Consider the following 17,093-nt stretch of genomic DNA (forward strand, 5'->3'; position numbering starts at 1 on the left):
TTTCAAAAATTGAATCTGATACGACATGTTTAAAGTTTAGGCTGTCCGATGCTTTCTGAGAATGTTTAAAAAGTCGGCTGAATATATTAATCAATCAGTGCAACCCATTATTTTGTCTGCATTCTATTAATTCATAACTTCCTTCATAATTTATAATTCAATTCCATGCCCATAAAATTTCTTGCCGAAGACGATAGACCGAGAGAAAAATTTTTGCAAAAAGGTAAGAATTCACTTTCTGATTCCGAATTACTGGCTGTCATTATGGGAAGTGGAAGTAAGGACGAAAGTGCGGTAGAACTGGCAAGAAAGATTCTCGCTTCAGTAAATAATAATTGGCATCAATTAAGCTTACTTTCCGTTAAAGATCTAATGAAATTTAAGGGAATTGGTGAAGTGAAAGCTATTTCCATCATGGCGGCACTAGAAATCGGAAGAAGAAGATCAGGGCAGGAGATTCCTGAAAGATCAATAATTGGAAATAGTCATGATGCTTACTTAATTCTCAAAAATCAATTATCAGATTTAAGGACCGAGGAGTTTTGGGCAATTTTTTTGAATAATTCTAATAAAGTCATTCATATTTCACAATTAACGCAAGGGGGAATAAGTCAATCTATTGTTGATGTGAGAATATTATTTAAAATGGCTTTAGATCATTTTTCGACGGGTATTATCATCGCCCATAATCATCCTTCAGGTAGCTTAAAGCCAAGCAGGGAAGATCTAAACATTACTCAAAAAATAAAGGAGGCAGGGAAAACTTTAAGCATTCAGCTTTTAGACCATATCATTATTACACAGGAATCATATATAAGTTTCTCGGATACAGGATTGCTATGATTAGAAGATTGAAATATAATGAAATTGATTTTATTAAATATTCTCAATGCTTAGAAAATTCTGAACAAAGAAAATATTCTGCAACCAAAGATTTTCTGGATATTAGTTCGAAAAAGCAATGGGAGATTTTAGTTTATAAAGACTACGAGGCGGTAATGCCTATACCTTTTATTAAAAAGTTTGGAATTAAGTTTGTGATTAATCCTAAATTATGTCAACAACTGGGTATTTTTTCACCCAAAGAAAATAAGGAGCTTAATGATCTTTTTCTACAGTTTTTTCGGGAAAAATATAATATTTGGTATTATGCTTTTAATGATGAGAATAAGTTTACTGAAGAATTAAAGAGTAAAAAAAATTTTTTAATGTATCCGGAAAAATATGAGGTTGTACGTCAACGATATTCTCCTAAAAGAAAAAGAAAATTAAGGCTTGATGATGAAGTTTTACTCGATTCTCAAGTGAAGGAAGTAAGGATGGCAGATGCCCAAGGTTTTATTTCCGAAAGTCTTATTGGAGCAAAGGATGATGGGGATAAAAAAAGCTTTTTGGAAATTTTTAATGCTTTGGAGAATTCAGGACGCCTTAAGGTGATGGCTTTTATCTATAAAAGTAAGATCATCAATGTGATCGCAATGTATTTTGACGAAAGAACAGTTGCTCTTTTAGGATCATTTAATGATAAAGACTATGTGAAGTTATCCGGAGCATCAGTATTAATAGATAATATGATCAAAGAGACGATTGAAACTCATATTTTTGACTTTGAAGGAGGGGATTTACCCAATATGGACGAATTTTTCAGAGGATTTCGTCCGGAATTAAAGCCTTATACAGTGATTCAAAATTCTAAAAAGGATCTTTTAAAGCATCTTAGATTCTTTTAAATCCATAATATATCTGTTTGCTTATTTTGTTGTAAAATCTAAGTATTTGATAAAATATTTATTGCAAAACCTGTTATAGAAGGCATTATCTCAAAATAGTTTTTTTACATTTGCCTTTTTATAATTGTATATGAAAAAACGGGAAAATATTATAGTTTTTATTTTTTCAATTTATGTAGGCTTCATGTCATACTTTCTCTATACCCATCAATATTATAACGTTGATATGGAGGCTTATATGGGACTGATCTATAAAGCAGAGTTTCCCGATATGAAGATTGAAGAGATTCATCAAAAAGTTTATAGTGAACTGAAAGGTAAAAATCCTGGTTTTTCCGCAGAGGCTCCCGTAGATCCCAATATTGAGGAAGTGGCGAAAGGTGAAAGTACCTACTATAAAACCCTGGCAGAAAATCCCAAAGCGTATGAAGAGGAACTGCAACTATTTGTAGTAAAACCTTTCTATAATTTTATCAACTGGTGTTTTTTCAAGCTCGGTTTTCAAGCTTCTACATCCACATTTTTGATTTCAATTATTTCGTATGCTGCGATTCTTATGTTGGTTCTATGCTTTCTCATGAGAATTTTAAAAAATAATACACTTGCTGTTATTATAACGCTTTTGTTTTCATTATTTAAGCCTCTTTTAGAAGCAAGCAGACATGCATCTGCAGACTCTTTATCGTGTTTGTTACTTCTTCTAAGCTTTTATGCATTTACAATAAGAAAAAGTTTTTTTGGGGCAACAATCTTTGCCATGCTCTGTGTTTTGGCAAGGCCAGAGTATTTTATTTTTTATTCTTTGCTATATGCCTTCATCTTTTTATATAAAGCTAAGCTTCACATTAAGACACCACTATTAATTTTATCCTACGGATACATATTTTCGTCTTTCTTTTTAGTACAGTATTTTAATCAGATTGCATGGTCCACATTGTTTATGAACCAGTTTACACAAGTTCAGATTTATCCTGTGTCACAACCCGATGCATTTGACTTTTCTGCTTATTTACATTATATTAAAAGTAAAATTCTGTTTGAGTTTAATTCTTCTTATTTTCCAATTTTATTGCTGTTTTTAGTGATGCTGCTGGCCAATAACTTCTCTTTAACTAATAAAAAGAACCAGGCACAATATTTATTTTTTGCCATAATTTATGGTTCTGTCTTTTTAAGATTTTTGGTTTTTCCGTCATTGGTAAATAGAATGATGATCGGTTTTTATCTGTTAATTATCCTTGCGATGATTTATATCCAGAACTCTAAAGTGGATATCTTCAAAAACTCTTTAGAAGACGGAAAATAATTAGTAATTTTGCAACCTAAAATTATGGCGAATTTTTCAGAATATCTACCGTATGCCTTTGCATTGATTATTGCAATTCCTTTTTTGGTTTTGCTGAGACAATTTGTACATTCATATATTACGCTTAAAAATCAAGAAATCAAATTGCTTACGGTAAAATCAAATTCAGAGAATAAAGCACATTCTTATGAAAGAATGACCTTGTTTCTTGAAAGGATAAAACCATCCAACCTTATTCAGAAATTTGATAAAAAACTGGAAGTTCATGAATTTATTTTTCTTACAGAAAAGACAATTAATGAAGAGTTTGAATACAATTCTTCACAACAGCTTTATCTGACGAAAAATGCATGGAAAAATATAGTAGATTCAAAAAACGCTGTAATAGAATTGCTTCACAAAACATATGAAGGTATAAATGGTCATACTGATCTGGATGAGTTCAAGACCATTTTTATCATGAATTATATGGAGGGCGATGATTACATTGCGATCACGATTGAAGATTTAAGAAAAGAAATTTTAATTATAACTTAAAAAATAACAGATAAAATAATGATTCCAAATTTTAAAGCACATCCATGGCATGGAATTTCTGCAGGAGAGGATGCACCCAATGTTGTTAACGTATTTGTGGAAATTGTTCCTTCAGATACGATCAAATATGAAGTTGATAAAGAAACTGGATATTTAAAGGTAGACAGACCACAGAAGTTTTCTAACATTATTCCGGCTTTATATGGTTTTGTTCCTAGAACATACTGTCATAATGAAGTAATGAAACTTGCGATTGAAGCAGGTGCTGATGACGTAACAATGGGAGATCATGATCCACTTGATATTTGTGTATTAAGCTCTCACAATATTCACGCTGGTGGTTTATTGATGGAAGCTATTCCAATCGGAGGATTTAAAATGATTGACGGAGGAGAAGCTGATGATAAAATCGTTGCTGTAATGATTAATGATCACGCGTTTGGACACTTCAGAGATATTTCTGAATTACCGGAAGCTGAAGTAAAAAGACTAATGCACTACTTCTTAACGTATAAAAATTTACCGGATGAGCCTGCAAAATGTAGAATTCAGGAGGTATACGGTGCTGAGCATGCTAGAAAAGTGATTAAAGCTTCTCAGGCAGATTACGCTGAAAAATTCGGAGGATAAAATTCTTCCCACACATACAATAAAAAAGGATAAGCAGGTTTTTGCTTATCCTTTTTTATTAATTAAGCTTTATAACTCCATTTTCCGGCTTCAAACCTTATACTAAACCCATCCTATATTTCTGATTCTTTTGAGAATAAACATGGAACTGTCAATTTTTTTAATGCTTTGCTGGTAATTATTTATTATATTTAATTTTCTATTACCAAAAAAATATTAAACTATGGATCTATTTGTGTTAGTACCAATTTTTGGTGTTGTGGCTTTACTTTACACCTTTCTTCAAAGCAATTGGGTTAGTAAACAAAATGCCGGAAATGAAAAAATGAAAATCATCAGCGGTCATATTGCTGATGGTGCAATGGCTTTTTTAAAAGCAGAATACAAAATTTTAACCTACTTTGTTATTGTTGTTGCGATCTTGTTGGCTGTCATGGGATCTACTAACGCCAACTCCCATTGGAGCATAGGGATTGCTTTTGTTATGGGAGCGATATTTTCGGCATCAGCCGGCTTTATTGGGATGAAAATTGCTACCAAAGCGAATGTAAGAACAGCAGAAGCAGCAAGAACTTCACTTTCAAAAGCACTTAAAGTTTCTTTTACAGGAGGTTCTGTAATGGGAATGGGAGTTGCCGGGCTGGCTGTTTTGGGGCTTGGAGCATTGTTTTTGATTATTAAACAGATTTTTGCACCCGATGCAACTGTTGATTCCCATGAAATGGAAAGAACCATCGAAATTCTTACAGGATTTTCGTTAGGAGCGGAATCTATTGCCCTTTTTGCGAGAGTAGGTGGTGGTATTTACACAAAAGCAGCAGATGTGGGTGCTGACTTAGTCGGGAAAGTAGAGGCAGGAATTCCTGAAGACGACCCGAGAAATCCTGCAACTATTGCAGATAATGTGGGAGACAATGTAGGAGATGTAGCGGGAATGGGAGCAGACCTGTTTGGTTCTTATGTAGCAACTGTTTTGGCAACGATGGTATTGGGAAGAGAAACCATTTCGGATGACTCTTTTGGAGGCTTTGCTCCGATACTTTTGCCCATGCTGATTGCAGGAACAGGAATTATTTTTTCAATTGTAGGAACCTTATTTGTAAGGATTAATGATAATGATGGTGCATCAACTTCCAGTGTACAGAATGCCTTAAATTTAGGAAACTGGGGAAGCATTATTATTACAGCCATAGCCTCTTATTTTTTGGTGACTTATATTCTTCCTGAAACTATGGTGCTCAGAGGGCATGAGTTTACGAAAATGGGCGTGTTTGGAGCAATTATGGTAGGATTGGTTGTGGGAACCTTAATGAGCATCATTACAGAGTATTATACGGCTATGGGAAAAAGACCGGTTTCAAGTATTGTAAGACAATCTTCCACCGGACATGCTACCAATATTATTGGTGGACTTTCTGTTGGTATGGAATCTACTTTACTTCCGATTATAGTATTGGCAGGTGGGATTTACGGATCTTATTTGTGTGCCGGATTATATGGAGTTGCTATTGCAGCAGCAGGGATGATGGCTACTACAGCCATGCAACTGGCCATTGACGCATTCGGTCCTATTGCAGATAATGCAGGTGGTATTGCGGAAATGAGTGAACTTCCTAAAGAAGTTCGTGAAAAAACAGATATTTTAGATGCCGTAGGAAATACAACAGCGGCTACCGGAAAAGGATTTGCTATTGCATCGGCTGCTTTAACGGCATTGGCTCTTTTTGCTGCCTTTGTGGGGATTGCAGGGATTGATGGTATAGATATTTACCGGGCAGATGTCTTAGCGGGACTATTTGTAGGAGGAATGATCCCATTTATATTTTCTTCATTAGCGATTACAGCTGTTGGACAAGCTGCCATGGCAATGGTAGAAGAAGTAAGGAGACAATTTCGGGAAATTCCCGGTATTCTGGAAGGAAAAGCTCAACCGGAATATGAAAAATGTGTGGCAATTTCTACAGATGCTTCTATTAAAAAGATGATGCTTCCGGGCGCTATTGCTATTATCTCGCCATTGCTTATCGGATTTATTTTTGGTCCTGAAGTATTAGGTGGATTTCTAGCAGGAGCTACAGTAAGCGGTGTTTTAATGGGGATGTTTCAGAATAATGCAGGTGGAGCCTGGGATAACGCCAAAAAGTCATTTGAAAAAGGAGTTGATATTAACGGCCAGACGTATTACAAAGGTTCTGAACCTCATAAAGCTTCCGTAACAGGAGATACGGTAGGAGATCCATTTAAAGATACTTCCGGACCATCTATGAATATTCTCATCAAACTAATGTCAATTGTTTCATTAGTGATTGCTCCCACGTTAGCTGTTTTGCATAAAGATAAAATTGAAGCTAACAGAAAAGCTAAATTAGAAAGTTTGATGAGAGCTTCCGGCGGAGATTCTTCTGCGAATGTCGATCTTAAAACCGTTCCGTCAGGTCCAAAAGAAATCAAAGGACATTTGAATGAAAGTGGAGACTTTGTCTATGAAACAGGAAATATTCAGAAAATAAAATTAAATGGAGGCAAAACAGTTGCCTTGGGAGAGAATAGTCAGATCTATCAGCTGTATACAGGAATTAAACAAAAAGATCAATCTATTTTAGATCCTAATAAATGGTATACTATTGAAAACCTTTATTTTGAAACAGGTTCCAGTGACTTGAAAGCAGGCTACGAAATGCAATTGAATAATCTGGCAGAAATCTTAAATGCATATCCTGGTTTAAGGATAAAATTAGGAGGTTATACAGACAATACCGGTAATGAAGAAAGTAATCAGCAACTTTCCAACTTAAGAGCACAAACAGCCAAGTTAAAGTTATTAGAGTTGGGAGTATCCGCAGATAGGATTGAAGCAGAAGGGTATGGCTCTCAACACCCTATCTGTGAAGCTAATGATACAGATGAATGTAAAGCAAAAAACAGAAGGATTGATGTAAGAGTTTTGGCTCTGTAAAAGATCGATTTAATATAATCTAAAGCACTGCATTGGCGGTGCTTTTTTGCTTTGTTGGAAGAATGCAATGTGAAATAGAAATATTGAAATTATGTTTTTAAGGCGAAAAGACATTATCTATAGTAAAATTGATTATGCATATTTATTGCCACTAATTCACGAATGAAATTTTTGATGTAGAGTATCATTGGGATTCCTGCTGAATGAAAAATTGCATGAAGACGCAAAGATTTTTTCCTATAGATTGTAAATGGTTTTAATCATCATATCATTCTTTTTTTGAGACTCTCGCTGATCTGGCGGATTATGCAGATTCAAATATGGCTTCAAACCAAAAATGAGACAAAATGTTCATTTTAATCCATAATTAATTAATATTTAATGAGTTAATATTAATCATGTCGAATGGTGGTTTTTCAATATCAATTACAAAATCATACTTCCCATGCATATTAACATGCTACCAAGTCATTATAGAGCTATTTTTCATTAATTCTATATTCTCTTGTATCTTCTCTTTCTGTTCAATTTCGGAAAGTTTATTTGAGATAAAAAATATTATGTTTGCCAATAGAAAATAGTTTATATCAATATAGCTTAGACGTTAGTCATAGCTATAAAAATACCATAAGAATATGATTGACGCTAGTAAGACACATGAAAAAATTATAGTCGAAATTTTGACTGAAAGTTTCGAGAATGTTATGATTGATAATTCAATCAACTTTATTGTAGGTTTTGGAAAAAACAGGAAAAAAAAATTAAAAGGGCTTTTCACATACCAATTCAGAATGGCTTTAATGTTTGGAAAAGCATTTACTAATAATGACATAAATTCTGTTATACTATTTATCCATTCTAAAAAATTTACATTTAAAAGGCTGCTTTTAGAAATTCAATTAGCTTTTAATGTTATTGGAATAATGAATATTTTAAAAGTTTTAAAAAGAGAAAAGGTATTAAGAATGAACCATAGCAGTTCTGATTATATTCACTTATGGTTGATGGGGACAAGACCCTCGCAACAGGGCAAAGGAACTGGAACTGCATTATTGAGAGAAACTTTAGAATATTATAAAGAAAAAACAATCATACTAGAAACTACTGCCCGGGAAAACGTTATATTTTATCAAAAATCTGGATTCGAGCTTTTTGAAGAGAATCACGTTCTTAATTATCCACTTTATTTTATGAGACATGTTTAAGACACAAATTTCATTTTACTATACATTGTAACAGAAGAATTAAATATAAGTCGGTTAATACTTTTATCTTTATTTCTAGTATTTCTCTTCTTATTTTTATTTTATATTGCCAACAAAAAAATTAATACAATATTAAATGAAAAGCAATCTTTTCTGAGGTTACATGCTATTAATGGAGCTCAAGCTTACTATTCAAAAATCTTAATAATCTTAATGGTGAAACTTATTCATAAGAAAAAAATGGCAAATTAATTCTTAAAATTTAAACAGCCTCTTAGAACTTTACTTGTGCATAGTGTTAAGTGCTATCCTAGTTGAAAATCTCTGATTTTCTTGCGCCTTAAAAGCAGTATGTTTTCTTTTAATTCTTTGTGACTTCCAATCTAATAAAAACATATTATCATTATAGATTCTTTCTCAGATGCTCCAATGCCTGAATAATTATTTCATCTTTCTTAGCAAAACTAAATCTGATGTAATCTGAATTTTGCTTGGAGTTATAAAATGCGGAAAGCGGTAAACAGGCGACTTTTTTCTCAATAGTCAGCCATTTTGAAAATTCTGTATCAGACATTGTTTTGGAAATATTTCTGAAATTGACGACTTGAAAAACACTACCTTCTGCCTGTTGTTCTATGTATAAAGGTGTTTCCTTAAGCAGTTCATTAAAGATATTTCTTTTTCTTTGCATCATATTTTGATTGATACTCGGATCAAATATTTCCAGATATTTTGCTAAAGCATATTGAGCAGGAGCATTTGCACTATAAGAAATATACTGTTGGTGACACTGAAATGATGTTGTAAGTTCCTCTGAAGCGATCATATAGCTCACTTTCCAGCCGGATGTATGAAACATCTTACCAAAAGAGAAAATGCAAAATGTTCTGCTCTTAAGCTCCGGATGAAGAAAAGAGCTGTAATGTTCTGCACCATCATAACAATAAGTATCATAAATCTCTTCCGAAATTAAGTAGATTTCACGATTCTTTATCAATTCATACAACTGATTCCAATCGTCCTTTTTCCATATTTTTCCGGTTGGATTCTGAGGGGAATTAATAATGATTGCTTTAGTTTTTTCAGAAATATGTTTTTTTAAATTTTCCCAATTTACTGCAAAATTATTATCAAGATCATAATAGACAGGGATTCCTCCATTCATTACAACTGAAGGGCCATAGGTGTAATAAGATGGCTGGATGATAATAACTTCATCTCCTTGATTTAAAATTGATTTAAGTGCTGTATATAAAGCAAAGGTTGCACAAGGGACAATCGTAATCTCCTTTTGTTTCAAACGGATGCTATTTTTTCTTTTAAGATTGAAAGAAATAATATTTTCAATCAATAAAGGATTTCCGGCAAGAGGCTCGTATTGATGATGATTCAGCTCTGCAGATTCCTGCAGAAAGGTTTTCAGTCGTTCATCAATATCAAAATCGGGGAGTCCGAGGGACAGGTCAAAGCTTCCATGTTTTGTTGCTAACTCGGACATTTCCGTAAAAAAGGAATAATGAGTAAATCCATAAATTTGATTCATCAATTTTGCATTTATATCAAATATATGAAAAATAACATTTCACTAATGATTAAATAAAATTTGTTATTTTTAAGAAATTTATTTCTATATGAGAAAAATACTGATTCCGCTATTTGCTATTGCTGTAATGACCAGCTGTGGAGCGGTAAAGAATTCTGAAGGAACATCTTCACCATCTATTTCCACCTATCATGATAAAGCATTTTCCGATGCATATGCATCAATTAAAGCAGAGAACTTAAAAAGGAATCTATACGTCATTGCTTCTGATGAAATGGAGGGAAGAGATACAGGAAGCCCGGGGCAAAAAAAAGCGGGAGAGTATATCGTTAATTATTATAAAAATTTAGGAATTTCACATCCAAAAGCATTAGGGTCTTATTATCAAAAGGTTCCGTCTGACTTTATGAAAAAAAGAGGGGGAGGAAACCTTCCTGATTCTGAAAATATTCTGGCTTTTATTGAAGGAAGTGAAAAACCGGAAGAAATTGTTGTGATTTCCGGACATTACGATCACGTAGGAACAAAGAATGGTGTTGTTTATAATGGGGCAGATGATGATGGAAGCGGGACTGTTGCCGTAATGGAGATTGCGAAAGCTTTCCAGGAGGCAAAAAAAGCCGGGAAAGGCCCTAAAAGGTCAATTTTGTTTCTTCATGTGACGGGAGAAGAACATGGTTTATTTGGTTCTGAATTTTATTCCGACAATCCTGTTTTCCCATTGGCCAATACCGTAGTTGATCTTAATATTGATATGATTGGTCGCGATGATCCTGCCAACAGAGGTAAACAATATGTGTATGTGATTGGATCGGATATGTTGAGTTCTCAGCTGAAAGTAATTAATGAAGCTGCCAATAAGAAAACCAATAATCTGGAATTAAATTATAAATATGACGATCTTAATGATCCTGAACAACTTTATTATCGTTCCGACCATTATAATTTTGCAAAACATAATATTCCGGTTGCATTTTTCTTTGACGGAATTCATGAAGATTATCACAAGCCAACAGATAAACCTGATAAAATTGATTATCCGCTTTTACAAAAAAGGGCACAGCTTATTTTTACCACAGCATGGGATATTGCCAACAGGGCAGAAAGAATTATCGTTGATAAAAAATAGTGTGAACCGTAAAGTATCCATTCTTAGAAATGGATAATCCAATAAAAAAATTGCCACAAATACATACTTAACAGTGTTTTCGTGGCAATTTTTTATGAATGTATAAAATGAAAATTCAACAACAAATTTCTTTTATTTTTGTGAATAGGTTGTCGTTTTTGATTTTTTAATTTGAAATATTTACTTGTATTGAATGGATGCATTAGGCTAATCATTATTTTTACTTTAGAATGATAATTTGTTCTTTGTAAATAAGGGAAGCTTTTAAACGAAAAGTAATTTTTAATGTATTATTTTATAATATGTAAAGGAGTAGGGATAATTTATTAGATTTAGAAAAAATATTTTGTATGAAAAAATTACTTACTCCGTTATTATTTCTGGCTCTGATGGCTGGCTGTGGCACATCTGATAATTCTGATGAAACTTCATCTTCCGCAAACGACAATGGATTTGCAAATGCTTATAAAATGATCAGAGCAGAAGATTTAAAGAAAAACCTGTATATTATTGCTTCTGATGAGATGGAAGGAAGAAATACAGGAAGTAAAGGCCAGAAAAAAGCAGGTGAATATATCATTAACTACTATAAAAATTTAGGAATTTCATATCCTAAATCTTTAGGTTCTTATTATCAAAAAGTGCCGGCAGCGTTTCTGAATCAAAATGGCGGAAATCTTCCTGATTCTGAAAATATTATGGCATTCATTGAAGGAAACGAAAAACCGAATGAAATTGTGGTGGTGTCTGCTCACTATGACCATGTGGGGATCATAAATGGAGTAATATATAATGGTGCAGATGATGACGGAAGTGGAACTGTTGCTGTTATGGAGATGGCAAAAGCATTTCAGGAAGCTAAGAATAAAGGAAAAGGCCCTAAAAGATCCGTATTGTTTCTTCATGTAACAGGAGAAGAATATGGTTTGTTTGGTTCCCTGTATTATACTAAGAATCCTGTCTTTCCATTGGCTAATACTGTGGTAGACCTTAATATCGATATGATTGGTCGTGATGACCCTGCTAACAAAGGAAAGCAATATGTGTATGTAATTGGATCGGACATGTTGAGCTCCCAGCTTAAAGTGATCAATGAAGCTGCTAATAAGAAAACCAATAATCTGGAATTGAATTATAAATATGACGATCTTAATGATCCTGAGAAACTTTATTACCGTTCCGATCATTATAATTTTGCTAAAAATAATATTCCGATTGCGTTTTTCTTTGACGGAATTCATGAGGATTATCACAAACCAACAGATAAACCGGATAAAATTGATTATCCGCTCTTAGAAAAAAGAACCCAGCTTATTTTTACCACAGCATGGGATATTGCTAATAGAGCAGAGAGAATTATCGTTGACAAAAAATAATAATGGTAATTATATACAATTTTAGACTAATGCAGTTATTTTAGTATTATGAACCTGTCATTCTGAATGTAACGAAGTGAAATGAAGAATCTAAGCCAGATTATGAGATTCTTTTGAACTGCGTTCGCAAGACCTTCAGTCTGTGTCAGAAATCGAAGGTTCGACGTAGTCAATGACAGTGGTGTAAAATTGTATATAGTCACCATAATAATTATTACAATAAACATATTGAGTCTCCTCGGTTGACATCACTGGATGATAAAACTAAGTTTTGTAATATCAAAAAAATAAACAGAAAAATTAACTTAAAGAGATTGTCTCAAACGCCTATGATTAGATTCTTGAGACAATCTCTTTTAATAAATTAATACCATGATTTACGCGTTTGACACCTACTATTATGAAAATTATGCCAATACAGTATGCATAGCCTTCAAAGATTGGAATTCTGCAAACGAAACAGAAATTTTTACGGAACAGACTCCTATAAGCTCAGCATATGAAAGTGGTGCTTTTTATAAAAGAGAATTACCTTGTATCGTAAGTTTATTAAAGAAAATAGTTTTAAAACAAGGAGACATTATTCTTGTTGATGGATATGTTAGTCTTGATGATAATGGTAAAATGGGATTGGGTGGATATCTTTATGAAGCTTTAAACAGGCAATATCCTGTTGTTGGTGTTGCGAAAAATGAATTTACAGCTCCTGATGCTCAAAGAAGAAAAGTCTATCGGGGAGAAAGCAAAACACCATTATTTCTTACTGCGAAAGGGGTAGATGTTGATGAGATAAAGCATAATGTTGAACAAATGTATGGGGAATTCAGAATACCTGCACTATTGAAAAAACTGGATCAATTAAGCAGGATATAAAGTTCATAAACAAAAAGTTCAGTTTAGAAATTTGACACTGTCATATTGATTGCATATTAGTTGAAAGTTATTTTCAATTTATTTTTTAATGAAGCTGTTTAAACTTTTATATTGATTATTTTCAACCATTTAAGTTTTTTTAAAACTAGTTAAACAAACTTACCTAAGTGAAATAAAGTGTTTTAAAAATGAAAACTTCTGTGGTTTATAAAGTTTAAACAACTTTAATGTATTGATCAGTAAATATTAATAAACTGATAAATATCACTACATTCTTATTTTTATTAATTCTAAATAAATATAAATTTGTCTCAACAAAAAAATAACTACTCTGTTGGTGAAAGCACTAAAAACACACATTTAATCATATCCATATCAATTTTTGTTTTTTTAAACCGGCAGACTACTATCTGTCGGTTTTTGTTTGAACATATATATTGTATCTGGTTGTGCTATGTTTTTAATTATCAAGTATTTCAAGAAGATCTTGTTTTGACAGTCCTTGGAATTTTTTACCATCTGTTGTGAGAAGGTTTTGTGCTAAATGTTTTTTCTTTTGCTGAAGTGTTACTATTTTCTCCTCTACGGTATCTGAACAAATCATCCGAACGGCAATAACATTTTTAGTTTGTCCTATACGGTAACTTCTGTCAATCGCCTGATTTTCGATAGCAGGATTCCACCATGGATCAATCAGGTATATGTAATCGGCCTGAGTAAGGTTGAGTCCTACACCTCCTGCTTTTAAGCTGATGAGAAATACCCGGATCTCATCATTATTCTGGAAACTATGAACTCTTTCACCTCTGTCTTTGGTTTGGCCTGTAAGGTATTCAAATGGAATTCCATGGTGCTCCAGTTTTGCCTTTACAAGTTCTAGCATTCCGACAAATTGTGAGAAAACCAGTATTTTATGGTCTTTGGATTTTCCTAAAATTTGTTCCATCAGAATCTCAATTTTTACAGCATGCTCTCCTGAATATCCTTCCTTTAAAAGAATGGGCGAGTTACAGATCTGCCTGAGTCTGGTGAGACCGGTAAGAACATGCATACTGTTTTTGTTGAGATCATCATCGTCATTTGCTGCAATGAATTCACGAAGTTCCGTTTCATAGGCATCGTATATTTTTCGCTGTTCAGCATTCATTTCACAGTAAATGACAGTTTCTGTTTTTTCAGGAAGTTCTTTAGCGACTTGTTTCTTGGTTCTTCTCAGAATGAAAGGTTTTATTTTCTGCTGAAGTTCTATAGCCCTTTTACTGTATTCAAATTTATCGATAGGGATAGCATAAATATCCTTGAAATATTGTTTACTTCCTAATAATCCCGGGCAGGCAAATGAAAGCTGGCTGTAGAGATCAAAAGTGTTATTTTCAATTGGGGTACCTGTTAATACAACTCTGTTTCTAGACTGGAGCAGTCTTGCGGCCTTATACCTTTCAGAATTCGGATTTTTAATAGTTTGGGATTCATCAAGAAAAATATAATTAAAACAAAAGGTTTTCAGAAATCGGATATCGGAAAGTAGCATACCATAGCTGGTAAGTACAATCTCATGATCAGAGAAATGCATAGCAGATTTTTGCCTGTCTGCTCCATAATGAACGAATACTTTTATAGAAGGCGCAAACTTTTCGATTTCTTCCTGCCAATTAAAAAGTAGGGATGTGGGTACCACAACAAGATTGGTTGTGTGCCCTCGTTTTTCTCTTTGTGATAGAATAAAAGCAAGAACCTGAAGGGTTTTTCCAAGTCCCATATCATCTGCCAGGCAACCACCAAAATTAAAATCGTCAAGAAAATTAAGCCAATTTAAGCCATCGTGTTGATAGTCTCTCAATTCAGCCTTTAATTCGGATGGAACCTTGATTTTGGGAATATTTTTGTTAGTATAAAACTTCGATGAATAAGAATTGATTTCGTCTTTAACTTCTTCACTTAAAATCTCTTTTTCAAAAAGAGAAGATATCTCAGTAAAATTGATTTTTGGAATTTTTAATAGCTCTTCATCAATTTCTCCGGCTTGAAAATAGGCCGCCATTTTATTCATCCATTCTTCCGGAAGAATTCCCAACGTACCATCATCCAGTTGAACGAATTTGCTTTTATTCCTGATTGTCCTGTGAAGCTGTTTTAAAGAAGCTTCTTTTTGTCCGAATCTTACTTTTAATTTAGCATTGAACCAATCCAGCCCACTGGTGATCTGGATGTTGATTTTGGCTCGATGTGGGTTCAGGTGATTGTTTTTCAGTTCATTAAATCCTAGGATACTTACCCCTTCATTTCTCCAGATTTCAAAAGCATTAAGGAACCAATTGTTTTCCAGAAACTTATCTCTGTGAAGATAGAAATATTGATATCCATCCATTTGCTCTTCGAAATCAGGATGTTGTTGCATCACTAAAGAGGTAAAGCGGGCTTCGAGAGCATCATTTCTTTCAACTTTGAATAGATTCCCATTTTGATCGGTGTCGAAAAGCTGCTTTCTTGAATAGACCGGAACTTCCAGTTCTCCATACCTGATCACTGGGGTAATGCCGATATAATTTTCCTGTTGACGTAGATAAATAATTTTTTCGACAGTAAAATCCTTGGCTTCAAGTTGTACTTCCGTTGCGGATTGTATATAGCTGTAATTTATGTGAATACGTTCTTCGAGAGAAGATAAAATAGAGGTCATAAAATCTTCATATTTGGAAGAATGTATTAATAATATCTCATGATTGGTTTTAAAATATTTAATGACCCGAAGCATATCCGGATCACTTATGAAGCTGAAAGTGTTTTCGTTAAATACAAAATATTCATTCCGAAGGATGATGTTTTTAAAAGGAATGGAACGATCATTACACAGGAGTTCTCCGGTGATTTCATAAAACGGATCTTTCTTAAATACAGAAAGTTGAACCTTAGCATCTAAAGTATTAAGTGTAATAGGTACAAGGGATTTGTTTGAGATGGTTTCCGCAATTTCACGATCGTGATAAAAGACTTCCAGGCCCAGAGGATTCTGTACAATTAATTTTAAAGCTTCGAGTTCTGCAGGATTATAATCTTCGTTATAATTATTTTGAAATGCTGAGATAGCAGTATAAAATTTAATCTCTAACGGTTTTTCTGCTTTCCAAATCAGTTGCATGGTATCCACAGGATTTACCGGATTTTTAATTTTACCGGTTTGGGTCATTTCTGATTCCATCAATGAAAAAATCAGATGATTGTAATAGCGATGTTTGCTGATGACCAATATTTGTTTTTTCCCTGTTTCCGATAAAGAAAGCTCTTCCAATGGAGAGGTCTGCTGGGGAAGTAAATCTCTTTTAAGCGTTAGCTCATCTATCTGGAGCATTTCTTTGATCTTGGGTGAAATTTCAATTTTTCCATCAACATATTCAGGCTGAAAATAAACATCAAGATCCGGCTCGTTTTCCAGACCGTAACCCTTAGCCTTGATCATTAATGTTTTTTTGCGAAGTAATTCATCAAAAAAAATACGATAATTCCTTTCTTCTAAAATACAATGGATAATTTCAGCGCGATGTATACAAAGTTTATCCTGATGGTCACAAGTACAGGAGCAGAGTAGTGAATTTCCAATTTTGCTTATGGTAACATATGGAAATTCCTGTAGAGATGATTTGGTAAATACTCCGGTATTATTTTCAATACTAATGGGGTATATGCTATGAAAATCTTTAGTCTCTATAAAAGAACTTTCTGTAGTATGTTTTAAAAGATCATATACGGAAAGGGTACCGATATTAATGTTTTCAAGAATATATTCTGCCATAACAATTGATGGAACAAA

Annotated in this window: 12 protein-coding genes; 10 read left to right on the forward strand and 2 right to left on the reverse strand. The window is 33.5% G+C overall.

Annotated elements, in window-relative coordinates:
- The first annotated feature begins 165 nt into the window (after positions 1 to 165).
- The 7 genes from radC (at position 166) to CW752_RS00850 (ending at position 8,364) form a co-directional block, all read left to right on the forward strand.
- A complete protein-coding gene (gene radC / locus CW752_RS00820) occupies positions 166 to 843 on the forward strand; it encodes a RadC family protein (protein WP_101237905.1) in 678 nt (225 codons plus the stop codon).
- Positions 840 to 1,730 (forward strand): hypothetical protein, encoded by an 891-nt coding sequence (locus CW752_RS00825; RefSeq protein ID WP_101237906.1) that lies wholly within the window; start codon positions 840 to 842, stop codon positions 1,728 to 1,730. The genes radC and CW752_RS00825 overlap by 4 nt, the downstream gene beginning before the upstream one ends.
- A 184-nt stretch (positions 1,731 to 1,914) precedes the next feature.
- Positions 1,915 to 3,036 (forward strand): hypothetical protein, encoded by a 1,122-nt coding sequence (locus tag CW752_RS00830; RefSeq protein WP_133121631.1) that lies wholly within the window; start codon positions 1,915 to 1,917, stop codon positions 3,034 to 3,036.
- Positions 3,037 to 3,060: 24 nt separating this feature from the next.
- Positions 3,061 to 3,573 (forward strand): hypothetical protein, encoded by a 513-nt coding sequence (locus CW752_RS00835; RefSeq protein WP_101237908.1) that lies wholly within the window; start codon positions 3,061 to 3,063, stop codon positions 3,571 to 3,573.
- 18 nt (positions 3,574 to 3,591) lie between these two features.
- On the forward strand, positions 3,592 to 4,203 hold the full coding sequence (locus tag CW752_RS00840; RefSeq protein ID WP_047495607.1) for an inorganic pyrophosphatase: 612 nt from the start codon (positions 3,592 to 3,594) through the stop codon (positions 4,201 to 4,203).
- A gap of 223 nt (positions 4,204 to 4,426) precedes the next feature.
- Entirely contained in the window at positions 4,427 to 7,159 is a 2,733-nt protein-coding gene (locus CW752_RS00845) for a sodium-translocating pyrophosphatase (protein ID WP_101237909.1), read from the forward strand.
- Between the two features lie 635 nt (positions 7,160 to 7,794).
- Positions 7,795 to 8,364: a GNAT family N-acetyltransferase gene (locus CW752_RS00850; protein WP_101237910.1), complete on the forward strand. Its 570-nt coding sequence runs from the start codon at positions 7,795 to 7,797 to the stop codon at positions 8,362 to 8,364.
- Positions 8,365 to 8,767: 403 nt separating this feature from the next.
- Here CW752_RS00850 and CW752_RS00855 read toward each other — a convergent pair whose 3' ends face one another.
- Positions 8,768 to 9,907, reverse strand: coding sequence for an aminotransferase class I/II-fold pyridoxal phosphate-dependent enzyme (locus CW752_RS00855; RefSeq protein WP_101237911.1), 1,140 nt, complete (start codon positions 9,905 to 9,907; stop codon positions 8,768 to 8,770).
- Between the two features lie 88 nt (positions 9,908 to 9,995).
- On the opposite strand from CW752_RS00855, the gene CW752_RS00860 reads away from it, so the two are divergent.
- From CW752_RS00860 to CW752_RS00870, 3 genes are all read left to right on the forward strand, one after another.
- Positions 9,996 to 11,036: a M28 family metallopeptidase gene (locus CW752_RS00860; RefSeq protein ID WP_101237912.1), complete on the forward strand. Its 1,041-nt coding sequence runs from the start codon at positions 9,996 to 9,998 to the stop codon at positions 11,034 to 11,036.
- 350 nt (positions 11,037 to 11,386) lie between these two features.
- Entirely contained in the window at positions 11,387 to 12,412 is a 1,026-nt protein-coding gene (locus CW752_RS00865; protein ID WP_101237913.1) for a M28 family metallopeptidase, read from the forward strand.
- Positions 12,413 to 12,784: 372 nt separating this feature from the next.
- The gene (locus CW752_RS00870) at positions 12,785 to 13,285 is read left to right on the forward strand and encodes an endonuclease V (protein ID WP_101237914.1); all 501 of its coding nucleotides are present in this window, start codon (positions 12,785 to 12,787) and stop codon (positions 13,283 to 13,285) included.
- 460 nt (positions 13,286 to 13,745) lie between these two features.
- Here the strand turns inward: CW752_RS00870 and CW752_RS00875 are convergent, their stop codons facing one another.
- A complete protein-coding gene (locus tag CW752_RS00875) occupies positions 13,746 to 17,075 on the reverse strand; it encodes a DEAD/DEAH box helicase (RefSeq protein WP_101237915.1) in 3,330 nt (1,109 codons plus the stop codon).
- Positions 17,076 to 17,093: the final 18 nt, after the last annotated feature.

The sequence above is a fragment of the Chryseobacterium sp. PMSZPI genome (genome assembly GCF_002835665.1).
In the GTDB taxonomy this organism is placed as follows: Bacteria; Bacteroidota; Bacteroidia; order Flavobacteriales; family Weeksellaceae; genus Chryseobacterium.